The sequence below is a fragment of the Gimesia fumaroli genome (genome assembly GCF_007754425.1).
Lineage (GTDB): Bacteria > Planctomycetota > Planctomycetia > Planctomycetales > Planctomycetaceae > Gimesia > Gimesia fumaroli.
The window spans coordinates 4,850,646-4,867,336 of sequence record NZ_CP037452.1; the positions used below are offsets into that span (position 1 = coordinate 4,850,646).

The window sequence follows — 16,691 nt, forward strand, 5'->3', positions numbered from 1 at the left end:
TCTTTTGTGACATATTCAGCGCAGGGATACTTTCTGATCCGATTTTTCTTGCATGGGAAATGAGTTTATGTTTTGGCTGCTTGGTTCCATCATCGTATTTGTCGCTTTATCCGGGCTGATGGCTGCGGTCGACGCAGCAGTCCTCAGCGTTTCTCATCCAGAGATCGATGAACTAATTCAACGGGGCAAATCGGGCGCGGGACAACTGCGGGAAGTGAAACAGAAACTGACGCATTCACTGGCGGTGATTGTGATTCTCACCAACCTGATCAATGTACTCGGACCAATTCTCGTTAGCCAGCAGGCATTCGATCTTTACGGCCCAGGTGCATTAGCCCCCATCACGATTGTACTCATGCTCGGCACGATTGTTTTCTCAGAGGTAATTCCCAAGGCACTGGGATCGCATTACGCGCCGCAACTGGCCCGCTGGTCGGCCCCGGTGATTCGCGCCCTGGGGATTGCCATCTATCCACTCAGCGCGGCGCTCGCCTGGCTTTCCAACACATTGAAACGGGGACAAAGAAGCATCGGAACGGAAACACAAATTCGCGCGCTGGTCAAACTGGGTCGAAAGGGGGGTCACATTGAACCAAATGAAAGTCACATGATCTTCCGCACGTTTCGCCTCAACGATCGAATGGTTCAAGACATTATGACGCCACTGGAAAAGGTGATCTCGATTCCAGCATCGGCGACAGTCAGCGACGCAGCAGCCATTATTCGCACGAACGATTTTTCTCGCTACCCCTTGTTCGGAAATTCCCCCGACGACATTCAGGGCACGCTGATTGCCCGCGATGCATTCAAGATGCTGGCAGAGGGTGAGGATGATTCCCCGATTACCGCGATCATGCACACACCTTTTGTCATTTCCCCTGAGATGCGCGCAGACGAACTGTTGCTGGCATTCCGCACACGTCACCAGCACCTGGCGATCGTGCATCAGGCAAACCACACCATCGGCATTGTAACACTGGAGGATGTACTGGAAGAAATCGTCGGCGAAATTGAGGACGAGAAGGATATTCAATCTCGACCGTGATGCGGCAAGTATTCTCAAATCAACCTTGCCGGTGTGACTGTTTACAAATCCTGCTCGCCATCTTCCTCACTCACCGGGGGATCCATGCGCGGGTCGAGAGGCCCGCCGTGCCAGATGTTGACACCTGCAACCCCCAGCGCCGTCACAGCAAGGAAGAAATAGCCCAGATAGTGTGCCGGTAATAATTTGATTTTAACCCCGCGATGGCCCGCATACACAAACGCGACGGCCAGTCCAAAGAAAAAGACCAGCGAACTGCGGCGCCACAAACGACGTTTACGGCGCAGACGTTCTGGCTCAGTGAACGATTCTATCAGATGCTCTATCGCCTCCTGTTCTTCGAGACGATCATTCCACCACAACAGGCCAAGCAGAACAGGATAAATCACAATCGTAAATAAGAGCCCCCACTTGTAGTCTGGTTGTGCGTCACCCGTCCAGATGCTGATCGATAACAAAACGATTAACCCGATACACAATAGATGCGCCTGGATCGCGTTGGCAGAGAGTAGATAACGTTTCAAAGGGCGTCGCGACATTTTTGATCACTTCCCATGCTGCTGAGTCTGACGTCCACGGTTATTTTCACAGACTCAAAAGGCCTGATCCATTCCCAAATTGAATGGCTTCCCCTATTCTGTCAGGTATTGACAGGAAACACAATTCGCCTACTGTTGATTCAGACGACGTTTCCGTCTCACATAGTAAAGACTCAACACCACTTTTCGTGACAAGTTTTGACGATGGATTCAAGCATCAAGTTCGTTTTCAGCATCGTGGCGATCCTGCTCACGTTTGCTGCATTCTTTCCGTATATCCGATCGATTTTAAGAGGAACGACCAAGCCACATTTATTTTCCTGGGTCATTTGGGGGACGACAACTCTGATTGTGTTTTTTGCGCAGCTCAAAGCAAAGGGAGGCATGGGTGCCTGGCCGATCGGTATTTCCGGGACCATTACGACTTACATCGCACTGCTCGCTTTTCTGAAGTCTTCCCAGATTTCGATCACGCGAACCGACTGGCTGTTTTTCATTGCCGCTTTATCTTCGTTGCCATTCTGGTATTTTACTTCCAACCCGTTTTGGGCCGTACTGCTGCTGACCTTAGTTGATCTGCTGGGATTCGGCCCTACGATCAGAAAAGCGTACGCATGTCCCCATGAAGAAAACATACCGTTTTTTTTCCTGTTCCTGGGGAGGAATCTATTCGCACTGCTGGCGCTGGAACAGTATTCACTGACCACAGTTTTATTTCCGCTCTCAGTGAGCGGAGCCTGCTTTTTTTTACTGGTCCTGGTGTACTACCGACGGAAGGTTATCGCAGTCGAGGTCATTAAAAACCCCTAGTGGATCATCGAACGGAAGCATGTGAAAAAGCAGACTCCCTCCAAGGCGATTGAATATACTTTTATTCTTCCAGCAGTTTAACTTCACCGGTCTGCATATTGTAAATGCCGCCGACGATTTTGATCTCGCCTTGATCTTCCATCTCTTTCAAGATCGGACTGTTGATTCTGATGCGATCGATGGTCCCCAGAACATTCTGCGCCGTGACCATCTTGACGAACTCGGGATTCTGGCTCGTTCTGTCCCCTTTGTACTCTTTAAAGTGATCGACGGCTGGTTGGATATTGGCCAGCATGGCGGTGATGTTGCCTAGTTCAACGCCGTCAATCGCCCCATTCACAGCGCCACAGCTCTCGTGGCCCAGCACAAAGACCAGCTTGGAACCGGCGACTTTACAGGCAAATTCCATACTGCCCAGGATGTCGGTGTTTTCAAAGTTACCGGCCACGCGGGCGACGAAAATATCGCCAATGCCGCGATCGAAAACATCTTCCACGGGAACCCGCGAATCGAGACAGGACAGAATGACCGCTTTGGGATACTGCCCGAGCGCCGCTTCACGCACCTGTTTGGAATGATCGCGGGCCGTCAGTGTTCCCTCAACGAAACGTTGATTCCCTTCTTTGAGCAGCGTCAGCACCTGGTCTGGTGTGAGCGCGTTCTGCTCCTCTTGTGTTAAAACGCGATTGACCAGGGGTTTGACATCCACTTCGATTTCCCCATCAGTCTTATTGGAAGTCTTGGTGGCAGAGGGCTGTTTATTATTTTGCGTACAACCCGTCAGGATTAAAAAGCCAAGGCAACAGGCCAGCATCGGGTTCAGAATCATTCTGGTCATTTTCGTTTTACCTTTTATTATATTGGCCGATTGTGAATATGGTGTTCGCATGATGTAACCGTTTTGAACCCTAGCACACGGCGATAAGATGAAAAGCAGAGTTCCATGGAATATCAGAAAAATACGGATTCAAATCCAGAACGAAAAGCACAGACACTACAGACGGACCTGCTCTTCTGGATTCATTTCTCTTTTTCCTGGCTTGACAAATTTAGCTCCTTATCACCACTATGAACAATCAGTTGAGCGAAAATCCGATTGAGAGAGTGAAATGCCTCAGGGAGGAAACCGCATGCGAAAAGCCATCTATGCGCTCGGCACAATGGATACCAAAGCAGATGAACTCTGCTTTGTGGCCGACTGTATTCGCCAAACGGGGCTGGACGTCGTGCTGATCGATTTGAGTACGCGTGGCAGTTCGGACCGCGCCGATATTGCTGCAAACACCATTGCCCAGTCACATCCTCAAGGATCAGAGAGCGTACAGGAACAAACCGACCGGGGTCAGGCAGTGACTGCGATGTCCGAAGCATTGCGAGAATGGTTGCCCTCTGAAGTCAGCTCGAAAAACGTGGCCGGTGTAATCGCGATTGGCGGCAGCGGCGGAACTGCGATCGTGGCGCCCGCGTTTCAGGCACTTCCAATCGGCCTTCCGAAACTCATTGTATCGACCGTCGCCAGTGGCAACACACAACCTTATGTCGGATCGAGCGACATTACCATGATGTATTCGGTCGTTGATGTCGCAGGACTCAATTCCGTCTCGCGGCGAGTGTTGAGCAATGCTGCGCATGCGATTGCCGGGATGGTCGCGAACGCACGCGACTTCCCCGAAGACCGCCCCGCCCTGGGCATGACGATGTTCGGTGTGACGACGCCTTGTGTCGATATGGTGCGCGAAGCGCTGGAAGCAAAGGGCTTTGATCCCCTGGTCTTTCACGCGACCGGCACCGGAGGTCAGGCGATGGAAAAACTGGTTGCTGATGGCCTGATTTGTGGCGTGCTCGATATCACGACGACGGAAGTCGCCGACGAAGTCGTCGGAGGTATTATGCCCGGAGGGCCGCGTCGGTTCGACGTCATCCTCGAGCGGGGCATTCCCTATGTGATGAGTCTGGGTGCCCTCGACATGGTCAACTTCGGTGCGCGTGAGACGATTCCCAATAAATTCGTTGACCGCAAGTTTCTGATTCACAATCCACAAGTGACACTGATGCGAACCACGGTCGACGAAAACCGGCAGATGGCACAATGGATCGCCTCGAAAATCAACCGCTCAACAGCTCCCGTGGAAATCCTGATTCCGGAACGAGGCGTCTCAATGCTCGACGCCGAGGGCGAAGCCTTCTATGATCCCACAGCAGACCAGTGTCTGTTCGACACATTAGAGCAGGAAGTCCAGCAGTCCGACGAACGTCGCATCTCCCGTTATCCCTGCCACATTAACGATGCCGTGTTCGCCGCAGCGCTCGTTGAAGCTTTCGAACGAGTATGCGGCGACCGATTCCAATAAAGAGACACAACACAAGGAGCCCACACATGTCTGAATCGAGAGCAGCGATCCTGAAGCGGCTGCGTGAGAAAGTCGCTGACGGTAAACCGATCATTGGCGGCGGAGCCGGTACGGGATTGAGTGCGAAATGCGAAGAAGCCGGTGGCATCGATCTGATTGTGATCTACAATTCGGGCCGCTACCGCATGGCGGGCCGCGGTTCACTTTCGGGACTGATGCCTTACGGCAATGCGAATGAGATTGTCAAAGACCTGGGACGTGAGGTGATTCCCGTCGTTGAAAAAACGCCTGTCTTAGCAGGCGTCTGCGGCACCGATCCGTTTCTGATTCGGAATCTGTTCCTCAAAGAACTGCAGGCAATGGGTTTTGCCGGCATCCAGAATTTTCCGACCGTCGGATTGATTGATGGTCAGTTCCGCGCCAACCTGGAAGAGACCGGCATGGGCTTCGACCTGGAGATCGATTGTATCCGAGCCGCTCATGATCTGGATCTGCTCACAACCCCTTACGCGTTTGACGCCGATCAGGCACAGAAACTGACGGCTGCCGGTGCAGATATTGTTGTCGCTCACATGGGACTGACCACCGGCGGTACCATCGGCGCTGCAACCGGCAAAACGCTCGACGATTCGGTCGCAGCAATCCGCACGATGGTCGACGCCGCCAAGAGCGAACGGGGTGATGTGTTGCTGCTCTGTCACGGCGGCCCGATCGCCATGCCCGAAGATGCACAATATATCTTTGATCGCGTCGCAGGCATCGACGGGTTCTATGGTGCCAGTTCCATGGAACGCCTGCCGACAGAAGTTGCGATGACCGCACAGGTCCGCCTGTTCGGCGATCTGAGTTTACTCAAAAAATAAACCCAGCCGCTTTTTTCTCAACGACTTAACACAGGAATTCAATATGTATCGCTTAACTGTAATGTACGGACACCCTGAAGACCCTGCCGAATTTGACCGCTATTACAACGAGGTGCATATTCCGTTGGCAAAGAAAATGAAAGGACTCACCGGCTGGACGATTGGCAAATGCATCTCCGCAGAAGCGGGCAATCCCGCGCCCTATTATCTGATCGTCAGCCTCTATGCTGAATCTGCAACAGCGATGCAGGCAATTCTGGAAAGCCCCGAAGGTCAGGAAACAATCGCAGATGTTCCGAATTTCGCTACCGGAGGGGTGATGTTCATGTATGATGAGGAAGAGGTTTTGATCCCGCTGAACCTGGAGTCCCCCTGAGTCGACGCACCTCGGTTGCGTTTCCCTTGATTCCCCGCTTATAGCGAAAAGAACGTTCATTGATTCACTCCCTGGAAGGTCATTAAAACATGAGTTCTGCTCTTACGTCTCTCCGCTTGGAAATCAGCTTACCGCTACTGCTCCTGACCCTATTTCTGCAAACGACAACAAATGCAGCCCAGAAGCCGAATATCGTTTATATACTTGCTGACGATCTCGGCTATGGAGATGTGAGTTGCTATAACGCCGAATCAAAAATTAAAACGCCTCATATTGATCGGCTGGCAGCGGAGGGGATGAAATTCACCGACGCGCACACGCCATCCGCCGTCTGCACGCCCACCCGTTACGGCATTCTCACGGGAAGGTATTGCTGGCGGACGCGGTTGAAATACCGTGTACTGGACGGTTTTGATCCGCCACTGATTGAACAGGACCAGACAACCGTTCCCTCACTGCTCAAACAAGCTGGCTACGATACTGCTTGCATCGGCAAATGGCACTTGGGTATGCAGTGGACCGACAAAAATGGACAGCCTGTGCCCGCGGTTCCCATCGATCGGCGTCAACGTCCTCGTATCGGCGATGACGTCGATTACACGAAACCGATCACTGGCGGCCCGCTGGCGAACGGCTTTGACTATTACTTCGGCATCTCGGCTTCGCTGAATATGTCCCCTTTCTGTTTTATCAAAAACGATCGGCCCGTGATCCTCCCCACAATTCCATCGGAACGGATTTCGACCGAATTTCTCTCGGTCGACCAAGGCATGCGTTCACCCGATTTTACAATCCGCAGTGTGATGCCGACGCTGACCGGAGAGGCGGTGCAATTTATAGAACGGTATTCGCAAGCATCGCCCGAGCGGCCCTTCTTTCTCTACTTTCCGCTCACCGCGCCGCATCTGCCGCTGGTGCCCAACGACGAATTCCGCGGCAAAAGCGCCGCCGGCGAATACGGCGATTTTGTACTCGAAGTCGATGCGACCGTCGGAGCGATCATGGAAGCACTAAAGCGTACTGGCGTGGCGGAGAACACACTGTTTATCTTCACGTCTGATAACGGCGGCCTGTATCACTGGTGGATTCCCAAAGAAACAGATGACCTGAAATATTACAAGCCGAACCACCGGGGGCAATACGTCAAAGACCGCGGCCATCAGGGCAATGCGCATCTCCGCGGAACCAAAGCCGACATCTGGGAAGGCGGCCACCGGGTCCCCTTCATCGTCCGCTGGCCCGGCAAAACACCGGCTGACTCGAGCAATGACGAACTGGTCGAACTGACAGACCTGCTGGCAACCTGTGCCGCGATCACAGATCAGAAGTTACCCGCCGGCGCGGGCGAAGACAGCGTCAATATTCTCCCGGCTCTATTGGGTAAGAAAAACGAGAAACCACTACGCGACTACGCCATCCATCATTCGCTCTGGGGACACTTTGCGGTCCGCCAAGGCCCCTGGAAAATGGCTCTCAAACGAGGTTCCGGCGGCTTCACCCGCGCCCGCGAAGTCAATCCCGCACCAGGCGAACCAACGGGCCAGCTTTACAACCTCAGAAACGATCCCTCAGAAACGAAAAACGTCTGGAACGAACACCCCGAAGTCGTCGAACGCCTGTCGTTGATCCTGAAGAACGTTCAGGGCGAGGATAAATAAACGGGTCTTCTGTTTTCCATGATTCACTAATCAACTGGTTTGAGCAGGACATTCAGTGTTACGTCTTTGGTGTAGCTCCCGTCCGCGCCCGATGTAATCAGTTTAACTTTCTGATGTCGCGTTTCAAATCCCGGATAAGTGGCAGTCATTTCGTATGTTCCCGGTGTTCCGACGAAATGCTGCCTTTCATTCTGCTGGCTATGTCGTGAGATTGTGCCAGTCGCACTTTCCAGTTGAATTTCACATCCCGGTAAGGGAACACCATTTTCGGTGAAGACCTTAATCACTCGAAAACCAGGTTTGGGAGAGGGTTTCTTGATCAGTTCAGGCGTCAGATTTAACGTTTTTTCTTCATTCTTTTTCAGAGAGAACTGAAGTAACTTTTTTGAATCGCGAACGTCCTGCTCTGTCAGAAAATAGTCCCCTGCGGGAAGATGATCGACTGTAAATTTTCCCTGCTCGTCCGGCAAGACCCGACTCATCAGCCGTTTATCCTCACTCCATAATTTGAGCCAGATGACTTTCGCCGGTCCAGACAGTTCTTTATCGAGGCTGCCGCGCAGAGTTGCCGTCCCCTCTGGCAACGCTAACGTTATACTGGCATTCTGATTTTTCGGTGTGATCTTAATTTTCTGAAAGACAGTCGGATAACCGGGCCGCGAAGCAACAAGTTCATATTCCCCCAATGGAACCTGAGTATAAACAAAGGGAGCGCTGTTATTACTCCGCGGCTTCAGGATTCCCGTGTACAAGCCAAACGTCCAGACGGGGTTATAAGTCTGAAGTTTCAATCGCATGTTTTCGGTAGCCGCAGGTGTGCATTTTACAGTAAGTTGACCAATCTTCTGATCTATGGTGCCGAGATCTTGATCTTCCGCGAGCAACTGGAATGAATTGACTCGTACCCAATCATTGGGTCGCTTGGGAACAGCATAGTACAAGGTACGTTCAGCAGGACCAGCGCCATAGAAGGTAAAACCGCCATCGCTGCCGGTGACTGTATAAGCACGAAAGATGCCAGAATTCGGACTCTCGCCGGCCAACAGCAGTCGCGTATTCGCCAGTGGCTCGCCATTAACTTTCAACAGACCTGATACTTTGGGGCGACCGCCTAAATTGAGAGTGCTGGTCTGACCATTCTGAGGCAGAATGGTCTGCCGAACAACGCCATTAGAAGTCCATTCCTCGGCGCTAATCACATAACACATCACTTCGGGCAGATGAGAGACCGTATACTCACCTCTTTCATCCGTAACCACGGTCGCAAAAAGTCCGGCCTGACTGGCTGTATCACCATTATAAGTATTCTGATCCCGGAAAAATAACGTCACATTCGGTTCCGGCTGGCCTGCTGCATTCGTAACGAGCCCTTTAACAGTGCCGCCACGTTTGAGAGTAATCTTGACGTCAGATACCGGACTGGCTCTGAGATCAATCTCTTCGACAATTGCAAAAGCATAGTCCGGGTGAGTGACTTTCAAGGACTCTTTTTCGAAACCAAGGTGCTTGAGCGTAAATTTCCCATCAACGGTTTTTGTAGCCCCGTCCTCTGTTGTAAACGCTCCTGATGTCCTTTGAGAAACACCTCTGGCCTTAGAGAGTGGAATTACCGTCGCACCATCGACCGGCTGTCCCTTCTCATCAATTACCGTTCCGGAAAGCGTTACCCCCTCTGTCAGTTTAATCTGAATCGGTTTCCCTTGGTTTGTGTCGGTATTGATCGGTTCGCTGAGAGCTGCCGCAAAACCAGATGCGGCAACCTGGACCACATAGATCCCTGGTCCACTGACTTCGAGTTCGAATTTCCCGTTCTCGTTATCGACATCCAACCAGCGGGAACTCTGCACGAAATTAGGACCGCGTAAAGTGCGGGACTTGATCGCGCGAACCTGGTACTTTTTGACTGGCTGAGAAGAATCGCCGCGTACGACCGTGCCCAGTAACTTCGGTTTCCCCTTTATCACCACATCCAGCTTGATCTCTTTCGCGGGAGCGAACACTGTGTAGCTGCCACCTTTCAATTCAAGTCCGGGAGATGCTATCCTGAGCTTATATTTACCACGTTGAATCGGATCCAAACGGAATTCTGTCTTACCCGGTTGAATATATGCACTGCCATGACGCTGTGGGTCATCAGAATTCGCGTAAAGCCAGAATCCACGCTGCGGCTGCCCATTACCTGAATAATGAATCTGACCGGATATTGAGACCAGGGATGCCGGGGAAGGATAATTCAGTTTCAGTGAGAGTGGCTGTTTCTGCTGCAAAAGGTCCGTGGAACTGAGTACCGATTTAAAGGAAAAGAGCCGGTCACCCGATGGGACGGAAACCGAAACGTTGTATTTCTCTGCAACAATATGCGAAAGTGTAAATGATCCATCTTTGCTAATTTCATAACCAGACGGATAACTACCAAATTTCCACCAGTCGGGGAGTGCGTTAATTTTCCAACCGGCAGGAGGTTTTCCATCCGAACAGAGGACCTTACCCGTCACGCTGATCCCCTTCTGAAGCACGAATAGTGGCGATGTAATTTTATTTGGATCATCCAGCTTAATCATAACTTTTTCAAAACCATAATCGGGAGACGAGGTAGCGATTATGTATTTGAATTTTGAAGGCTTCAAACCAAGCGTCGCTTGACCGTATCGATCGGTGCTGACGGTTTCAGGACTGAAACCACTTGTGTCTGTCACTAATTTGGCATAAACACGCGCTCCGGCGACAGGTTTACCTTCCTCATTTAAGACATCAATACGTACCTGGCAGGCTCGTTCGAGTGTGATATCCTGTATCGTCTTCGAATCGTCTGTGAGTGTCACTAGAGGACAATCAGAACTGCGTTCGATCCCCACCCAACGCTTTGACTTGATCATGATTCGATGCTGACCTGGCTTATTAATCATTGAGAACTGATAGCGTCCTTCCTGATCCGTTTTTTCACGAATCAATCGCCCGCCATTACGATGGAGAAGTGTCACCTCAGCATCGGTCACAGGCGAGCCGGTATCGTCAACAATGCGTCCACTGAGAATGCCTTGCGGGGCAGAAGGTTCTTTCTGCGTTTTGTTCTGTTCCGTCCGAACAATCTCTTTCGGAGGCGGCACCGTCTCTTTTGTATTTTTCGTATTCTTAACCGCGGGTGATTTTTTCTTTTGTACCACAGGCTCATCAGCGGCGTGAGAACGATCCAATCTGGACATCGGCAGAAGCAAGACGCCGGTGAGCATGACCATAGCCAAACCGACAAACCCCAGCCTGGCAGACCGGGGAATCGGTCGCGAGATAATTCGTCGAATCCGCTGCGCCAGTGGTTTACGAGGTTCAAGAATGCCAATCAATTGTAAGCTGACCTTGCCTGGAAGCGAGGTCAGCGCCGCAATATCCAATAAGGTTGATGAGTACTGCTCGGACTTCACATTCAAGGTCACCAGCACGGTTTCATCAACGGCCTGCTCTCGTAATCGCCTGAGAATCACATGCGCAACCCAGACCATCGGATTATAAAAATAAAGAATTAACAGCAGGGTCTGGAAACAGTTTATTTGTAAATCGTAGCGTTTCCAGTGCGCCAGTTCATGAACGAAAACCTGGCGCAACTGTTCCTGGTTCAATTGATCCAGCAGTTGTCTGGGAAGCACAATCGTTGGTTTCCACAGTCCGCATATGGCCGGACTGCCTGCACCGTCAAATATTTTCAATTGCACAACCCCCTGCTTTACTCCAATCAGGCGACAACAGTCATTCAGCAATGACAATGCCTCGACGGATGCCGACTCTGCCTGTTGTGTGAGTTGCCGGACCCGTCGTGTACGCAGGGCAACGAAGACACACAGGACCGCCACACCGGACAACCAGAATAGCAAAAGTATTGCCGCTGGTTCAGGAGAAACCAGTGGAACGGACATTGCGTTCTCAGGTTCGCCACTGGGGAGTGAGGAAACAGGTGAGATACCAGTTTCTGCTGCGGGCTGCAGCACTGGTTCGGGGAGTAATCGATTGACCGGTTCAACAGCAAACGGTCGGTCTGTTATGAAAGATTTTTCTGGTGAGATCTCTGGTTGGATAGTTTCCGTCCCACTCAGTACAACTTCGGTAGAAATTTCAGCGCTGGTCGCAGCAGGTAGATAGTCTGCCAACCAGTAGGCAGCACTCGCAGGCGAGGATAGTGTAACCGGTAGAACGAGCTTGAGCAGTACCAATGACCAGAGCCAATACCGGGTCACGGCGCGAATTTTGTTGCGTAAAACTAAATCGGCCAGCAGGAGAATGATTACCAGTACACAGACCTGTGCGAACATCACCGTGCTGAAGTTCCAGAAACTCCCGCCATACTCATTGAGCAAAGTCGTCATTTCATTCCATGCTTCAGTCATATCCCTGATTCCCAATGTCAAACGTTTTGCTTACTCAGACTTCCGGTCGGCGCGGCTGATTAATTTGCGAAGCTGTTGAATCTCTTCAGCCGAGAGTTCTTCTTCATCAACGATGAATTGCAGCATGGGAGTGAGAGCGCCATCAAACGCACGTTTCAACAAACGCTTCAACTCACCTCGTTTCGCATTCGCAGGGCTCACTGCCGCACTGAACAGATTCAGGTTGCGGATCGACTCTCTTGTTAACAGCCCCTTTGTCACCATGCGGTCCATCGTGGTTTTGACAGTGCTGTAAGCCCAGGCGTGTGTGTCTGCTAATTGTTCCTGAACCGTTCCCGCTGCACACGGCTCGTGTTCCCAGACGACGTTCATGATGACCCATTCCACATCGGTCATCGCTGTCGTTGATTTTTCAGCTTTCTTTTTTTTGCCCATCAGGACCTCCTTTTCGACATTTGCCGACATTACACTACATTTGTCGTACTGTCAAGAATTGATTTCAATTTTCGACCGCAAGGAGTATCACTCCGCGTGAAAGTTGCGCTGCCCGCTATGGTAAAACAGCTCTCACATCAGCAATCCGTGCTGGACTTGATTGTCGCATCATGTTAGCATTCGTTTATATGTTTATGATGGGTCCCTGCGATCCGCTCTAACTGAAAGCGGCTCACCTTTTACTGCGGAGAACCGGCGCCTGCTCAATTGCGCTGGAGGATAACGGGAGTACGGGTTATGCAACGGCGGCAATTTCTGGTGGCTTCGGGTCTTGGCTTTGCCGGAATGCGATTTGGAACTCCCACAACTGCGGCTCCCCAGACGACGGCTCCCCCTGCGAAGAAGTCGGCGAAATCGACCATCCTGTTCTTTCTGTGTGGCGGTGCGTCGCATCTTGATATGTGGGATCTGAAGCCGAATGCCCCCTCGGATTATCGGGGTCCGTTTCAGCCGATTCAAACGTCGGCTCCGGGAGTCCGGCTCTCCGAACATCTGCCGATGCTGGCGAAACAAGCCCATCATCTGGCCTTGGTGAATTCGGTCGGGGCAACGGTGAATACGAACGACCATCACGCCGGCTACTATCACAATCTGACCGGGCATATTCCGGATCAGTCTTTTGTCACCAAAGGAAACAATCGCACGCCACAACCGGATGACTGGCCCTTTATGGGTTCAGTGGTCGCGGAACGTCGTCCCGCGCATAAGAGTCTGCCCAATGCGATCACCCTGCCGCACATGCCCAGCCGGGCACCGTATACTCGACCGGGACAGTTTGCTGCGAAGCTCGGCGTCGAACACGATCCGATGTATATTCAAGGTACCCGGGAAGAGCCGCTCAAGCTCCGCGGGCCGGCACTTTCGCTGCAAGGAAACATTTCTCCCGATCGACTGACTGAGCGACGGTCCCTGTTGAATCAACTCGATTCCGCGAGACGCGACTTCGATGATTTCGCTGAGATCGCCACGATGAACAAGCAGCAGGAGCGGGCGTTCTCACTATTGCTGTCGTCAGAGTCGACATCCGCCTTCGATCTGCATGAAGAGTCGCCAGCAACGATCGAACGCTACGGAAAAACAATCAACGGCATGAGCCTGCTTGCCGCCCGTCGACTGGTCGAAGCCGGCGTTCCCTTCGTAACAGTCTTCTGGAAAGGGGATCTCAATCGCCTGGGTAAAAAGTGCAAGAGTGCAGGAAGCTGGGACACGCACGGCAGCAATTTCGAATGCCTGAAAGAAGACTTGCTGCCCGAATTCGACCGCGCTTATTCTGCCTTAATTGAGGATCTGGCCACTCGTGGCATGCTGGATGAAACTCTGGTGATGGTCACCAGTGAAATGGGCCGCAAACCGAAGATCGGCGATCCGCGTTCCGGCGGCAAGACCGGCGCGGGCCGCGATCACTGGACGCACTGTTTGACCGACGTTTTGGCCGGCGGCGGAATCAAGGGGGGCCAGACCTACGGCGCCAGCGACCGCTACGGCGAATATCCGCTCAAAAGCCCGGTCACCCCCGCGGATATCACGCACACCGTCTACCACGCCATGGGCATCCACGACCTGATCGCCTACGACAAACTGGACCGGCCCTATTTTCTGCTCGAAGATTCCCAACCGCTGACGGCGCTGTTTTGATTTCCGAGATAGGTTCTCTCCTTCAAACATTTTGATTTTTCACTCTGACTGTGTACGTCAGCTACTATAGATAATTTCTAAAACCATCTACTGTAATTAGACTTACGACAAAGAGCATGTCGGACTCATGAATCCGCTTCGACGGTTTGTGGTTGACCTGTTAGATCACAATCGATAAAAAGCAGCCCGCAAATTTAATCCAGCTTCTTACTATCTGGATATTGAAGATCCCCCAATAAATGAACCAAGGGATACCCATCAGCAGGACGTCACGGAGTCAAGGATGAGCGTTAATTCAAACTTCCGGATTGAGAACGAAGCAGCAAAAGCTCTGATAGAGTGGAAAGCCCAGTTTGCCGAAGAAGTGTACAAACGGGCAAGGGAACTTGCAATCAAATCTGAGAAACCACATACTGCAACCTTGTCACACTATCGTCAAGCAGCCGAATTAGCACTTCAGTCTCTCTCGAATACTATTCGAAATGGAGATCCGTCCGATGTCGAGCGAAATGCCGCCTGAATCTGAATCGACAGAAAACTCGATTCCAGGTGGGGTCCACGAATGGATTCGCATTTTTATTAAGAATCTTGAGCTTAATTTCTCAGACGCATACCGCGGGTTACCTGAAGCCCCCAGTCAGTCCGATCTCGAAGAACCAGCAATTCGGACGATCATTCTCACCCTCTTAGAATCCGACTCCAGAATCAACATGGAATCTATTCTTGAAATAATGGGACAAATCTGGGCCGAGCATAATACTCAGTCAACTGAATGGAATGCTAAGCTAAATCAGCGGCGCTTCGAACTGATCGACAAAGAGATTCAGGAAAAGATCTCCACCGCTGAAAGCATCGAATTAGCAGGTTTAACAAATCTCATGCGAAAGCATGTTGATTCTGAAGAAAACCTGCCCATGAAAGGTGCGAAAGAGTTACATCGAAAGCTGCTGGAATTGAACTACAAGGATAAACATCATTGATTTTCGACTATCCAGTTGAGCGGCAAACCCGAAGGCATGGTCCTGCCGGTTATACAAGCTATGGACAGTTTCGCGCGTGGCTCCGCGATGAATTTACATTTCGCTGCATCTATTGCCTGAAGCGTGAAACCTGGGGACAGGTGACCGGGGATTATGAACTGGATCATTTTGAACCGCAATCGTCGAATCCTGAGTTGCGTTTAGATTATGAAAATCTGGTTTATGCATGTCGTCGCTGTAACCTGACGAAATCAGCACAGAAGATTGAAAATCCTCTCACGTTACTCTGTTCAGAAAGAGTCTCCACATTAGAGGACGGAACCCTGGAAACACCGGATATTGAAACAAAACGCTTAATCTTGCAGTTGGACCTGAATTCTTCAAATCTGAAAAATTGGAGAATTCTGTGGATGCGCATTGTTGAGCTTGCAGAAAGAAATAATCCAGAGTTGTATGATCAAATTGCTGGGTTTCCAGATCTGCTCCCCGACTTAAGTACGCTGAGACCACCAGTTAATCATCGTATTGAAGGAATTAATGAATCCTGGTTTGCCAGACGGGAACGCGACGAATTACCCCGTACTTACTGACTTCTATCGCGAATAGTTACTTAGTCTATTATTTATCTGAATTCAATGACATTTAAAGTTTCTGAGGAGATTATTCCAAATGAAAATCGAAGTAAAATGTCAGTGTGGTCGTCCTTTTTCAACAAATGAAAAAAACGCCGGAAAGAAGACTAAGTGTCCAGAGTGCGGTAGTCCCTTAACTATCCCCTATTTACCCGAAATTGAATTACATGAAGTGGAAAGTGCCAATTTGGAAGATATGTCTTTAGAAGTAAATATAGGCAGTGTCCAGAGTAACTTTGGCAAGCTCTCTTTTGAATTGACAGTACACAGTTCGGGTGATGCTCACGTCAGAGTCTACGCATTCGATCCATCTGACATGAGAAAATCAGGAGTTATGCTTTTTCTTGATGAAGCTGGTTACTCTGACCTGAAGAATCTTTTTACTAAACTCGAAAACACAATTCTGAAATTACGAAATTCGAATCGTATGAACAATCGAATGATCGTTCGTTTCGATGATTGACGAATGAAATAAAATTGGGTTTTCCATTCAGTTGAGTCAAAATAAAAACATCCTACATTCCCTTTTTGGACTTTCAGAAGAAGAATTGGACTTAATTTGAATATCTATTGGAGTTCTGAAATAGGGTTCAACATAAAAAATAGTCTATTCTCTAGGGTAAGAGGATCCTTTATTCCCTCCCCCATGTGGATTTTCAACAACAATGCTCTGTTCTGTGGTTTTGCCGGGTTTGCGGGATTTTTCATTGCCGTCAAATTCAGTGACAGCCGGGGACTGGCGATGCTGGTCGCCATTCTTTGTGCGATGCTGTTTGACGTTTTTTTACGCTTCACCAACGACGAAACAGAGACTCCAAGCATCAATCCTGAAGCGGGCGGCCATATCTGGTTTGCCCCGATCTGGGTCGTCGGAATCATTTTGCTGATCCTGCTGGGACTATCGCACTATCGCGTAATTTGATGGATCAAG

Annotated in this window: 16 protein-coding genes; 12 read left to right on the forward strand and 4 right to left on the reverse strand. The window is 50.6% G+C overall.

Going from position 1 to position 16,691, the window contains the following annotated elements; all coding sequences use genetic code 11:
- The first annotated feature begins 67 nt into the window (after positions 1-67).
- Positions 68-1,045, forward strand: coding sequence for a hemolysin family protein (locus tag Enr17x_RS18290; RefSeq protein ID WP_198000658.1), 978 nt, complete (start codon positions 68-70; stop codon positions 1,043-1,045).
- Positions 1,046-1,086: 41 nt separating this feature from the next.
- Here the strand turns inward: Enr17x_RS18290 and Enr17x_RS18295 are convergent, their stop codons facing one another.
- Positions 1,087-1,584: a hypothetical protein gene (locus tag Enr17x_RS18295; RefSeq protein ID WP_145311168.1), complete on the reverse strand. Its 498-nt coding sequence runs from the start codon at positions 1,582-1,584 to the stop codon at positions 1,087-1,089.
- A gap of 204 nt (positions 1,585-1,788) precedes the next feature.
- Here Enr17x_RS18295 and Enr17x_RS18300 point away from each other — a divergent pair, with 204 nt between their 5' ends.
- Positions 1,789-2,394: a hypothetical protein gene (locus Enr17x_RS18300; RefSeq protein WP_145311169.1), complete on the forward strand. Its 606-nt coding sequence runs from the start codon at positions 1,789-1,791 to the stop codon at positions 2,392-2,394.
- Between the two features lie 61 nt (positions 2,395-2,455).
- Here the strand turns inward: Enr17x_RS18300 and Enr17x_RS18305 are convergent, their stop codons facing one another.
- A complete protein-coding gene (locus Enr17x_RS18305; protein ID WP_145311170.1) occupies positions 2,456-3,232 on the reverse strand; it encodes a carbonic anhydrase family protein in 777 nt (258 codons plus the stop codon).
- Positions 3,233-3,524: 292 nt separating this feature from the next.
- On the opposite strand from Enr17x_RS18305, the gene Enr17x_RS18310 reads away from it, so the two are divergent.
- The 4 genes from Enr17x_RS18310 (at position 3,525) to Enr17x_RS18325 (ending at position 7,642) form a co-directional block, all read left to right on the forward strand.
- Complete coding sequence (locus Enr17x_RS18310) at positions 3,525-4,745, forward strand: Tm-1-like ATP-binding domain-containing protein (RefSeq protein WP_145311171.1); 1,221 nt, start codon at positions 3,525-3,527, stop codon at positions 4,743-4,745.
- A gap of 26 nt (positions 4,746-4,771) precedes the next feature.
- Positions 4,772-5,608, forward strand: coding sequence for a phosphoenolpyruvate hydrolase family protein (locus Enr17x_RS18315; protein ID WP_145311172.1), 837 nt, complete (start codon positions 4,772-4,774; stop codon positions 5,606-5,608).
- Positions 5,609-5,651: 43 nt separating this feature from the next.
- A complete protein-coding gene (locus Enr17x_RS18320) occupies positions 5,652-5,984 on the forward strand; it encodes an EthD family reductase (protein ID WP_145311173.1) in 333 nt (110 codons plus the stop codon).
- A gap of 89 nt (positions 5,985-6,073) precedes the next feature.
- Positions 6,074-7,642 (forward strand): sulfatase family protein, encoded by a 1,569-nt coding sequence (locus Enr17x_RS18325; RefSeq protein WP_145311174.1) that lies wholly within the window; start codon positions 6,074-6,076, stop codon positions 7,640-7,642.
- A 26-nt stretch (positions 7,643-7,668) separates the two neighbouring features.
- Here the strand turns inward: Enr17x_RS18325 and Enr17x_RS18330 are convergent, their stop codons facing one another.
- A complete protein-coding gene (locus Enr17x_RS18330) occupies positions 7,669-12,018 on the reverse strand; it encodes a carboxypeptidase regulatory-like domain-containing protein (protein ID WP_145311175.1) in 4,350 nt (1,449 codons plus the stop codon).
- A 30-nt stretch (positions 12,019-12,048) separates the two neighbouring features.
- Positions 12,049-12,453, reverse strand: coding sequence for a BlaI/MecI/CopY family transcriptional regulator (locus Enr17x_RS18335; RefSeq protein WP_198000659.1), 405 nt, complete (start codon positions 12,451-12,453; stop codon positions 12,049-12,051).
- Between the two features lie 297 nt (positions 12,454-12,750).
- On the opposite strand from Enr17x_RS18335, the gene Enr17x_RS18340 reads away from it, so the two are divergent.
- The 6 genes from Enr17x_RS18340 (at position 12,751) to Enr17x_RS18365 (ending at position 16,682) form a co-directional block, all read left to right on the forward strand.
- Positions 12,751-14,148 carry a DUF1501 domain-containing protein gene (locus Enr17x_RS18340; RefSeq protein ID WP_145311177.1) on the forward strand — a complete coding sequence of 466 codons (1,398 nt, stop codon included), beginning with the start codon at positions 12,751-12,753 and terminating at the stop codon, positions 14,146-14,148.
- Between the two features lie 283 nt (positions 14,149-14,431).
- The gene (locus tag Enr17x_RS18345; protein ID WP_145311178.1) at positions 14,432-14,668 is read left to right on the forward strand and encodes a hypothetical protein; all 237 of its coding nucleotides are present in this window, start codon (positions 14,432-14,434) and stop codon (positions 14,666-14,668) included.
- Complete coding sequence (locus tag Enr17x_RS18350; protein WP_145311179.1) at positions 14,646-15,128, forward strand: hypothetical protein; 483 nt, start codon at positions 14,646-14,648, stop codon at positions 15,126-15,128. The genes Enr17x_RS18345 and Enr17x_RS18350 overlap by 23 nt, the downstream gene beginning before the upstream one ends.
- Positions 15,125-15,718, forward strand: a complete 594-nt coding sequence (locus Enr17x_RS18355; protein WP_145311180.1) for an HNH endonuclease — start codon at positions 15,125-15,127, stop codon at positions 15,716-15,718. The genes Enr17x_RS18350 and Enr17x_RS18355 overlap by 4 nt, the downstream gene beginning before the upstream one ends.
- Before the next feature lie 79 nt (positions 15,719-15,797).
- Entirely contained in the window at positions 15,798-16,223 is a 426-nt protein-coding gene (locus Enr17x_RS18360) for a hypothetical protein (protein ID WP_145311181.1), read from the forward strand.
- 183 nt (positions 16,224-16,406) lie between these two features.
- Positions 16,407-16,682 carry a hypothetical protein gene (locus tag Enr17x_RS18365; protein ID WP_145311182.1) on the forward strand — a complete coding sequence of 92 codons (276 nt, stop codon included), beginning with the start codon at positions 16,407-16,409 and terminating at the stop codon, positions 16,680-16,682.
- Positions 16,683-16,691 lie beyond the last annotated feature (9 nt).

Excerpts from the sequence above, each read along its gene's own strand:
- Enr17x_RS18305 (WP_145311170.1), bottom strand. The coding sequence starts at position 3,232 with ATGACCAGAATGATTCTGAACCCGATGCTGGCCTGTTGCCTTGGCTTT.
- Enr17x_RS18300 (WP_145311169.1), top strand. The coding sequence starts at position 1,789 with ATGGATTCAAGCATCAAGTTCGTTTTCAGCATCGTGGCGATCCTGCTC.
- Enr17x_RS18320 (WP_145311173.1), top strand. The coding sequence starts at position 5,652 with ATGTATCGCTTAACTGTAATGTACGGACACCCTGAAGACCCTGCCGAA.
- Enr17x_RS18365 (WP_145311182.1), top strand. The coding sequence starts at position 16,407 with ATGTGGATTTTCAACAACAATGCTCTGTTCTGTGGTTTTGCCGGGTTT.
- Enr17x_RS18340 (WP_145311177.1), top strand. The coding sequence starts at position 12,751 with ATGCAACGGCGGCAATTTCTGGTGGCTTCGGGTCTTGGCTTTGCCGGA.
- Enr17x_RS18325 (WP_145311174.1), top strand. The coding sequence starts at position 6,074 with ATGAGTTCTGCTCTTACGTCTCTCCGCTTGGAAATCAGCTTACCGCTA.
- Enr17x_RS18360 (WP_145311181.1), top strand. The coding sequence starts at position 15,798 with ATGAAAATCGAAGTAAAATGTCAGTGTGGTCGTCCTTTTTCAACAAAT.
- Enr17x_RS18290 (WP_198000658.1), top strand. The coding sequence starts at position 68 with ATGTTTTGGCTGCTTGGTTCCATCATCGTATTTGTCGCTTTATCCGGG.
- Enr17x_RS18345 (WP_145311178.1), top strand. The coding sequence starts at position 14,432 with ATGAGCGTTAATTCAAACTTCCGGATTGAGAACGAAGCAGCAAAAGCT.
- Enr17x_RS18310 (WP_145311171.1), top strand. The coding sequence starts at position 3,525 with ATGCGAAAAGCCATCTATGCGCTCGGCACAATGGATACCAAAGCAGAT.
- Enr17x_RS18295 (WP_145311168.1), bottom strand. The coding sequence starts at position 1,584 with ATGTCGCGACGCCCTTTGAAACGTTATCTACTCTCTGCCAACGCGATC.
- Enr17x_RS18335 (WP_198000659.1), bottom strand. The coding sequence starts at position 12,453 with ATGGGCAAAAAAAAGAAAGCTGAAAAATCAACGACAGCGATGACCGAT.
- Enr17x_RS18315 (WP_145311172.1), top strand. The coding sequence starts at position 4,772 with ATGTCTGAATCGAGAGCAGCGATCCTGAAGCGGCTGCGTGAGAAAGTC.
- Enr17x_RS18330 (WP_145311175.1), bottom strand. The coding sequence starts at position 12,018 with ATGACTGAAGCATGGAATGAAATGACGACTTTGCTCAATGAGTATGGC.
- Enr17x_RS18350 (WP_145311179.1), top strand. The coding sequence starts at position 14,646 with ATGTCGAGCGAAATGCCGCCTGAATCTGAATCGACAGAAAACTCGATT.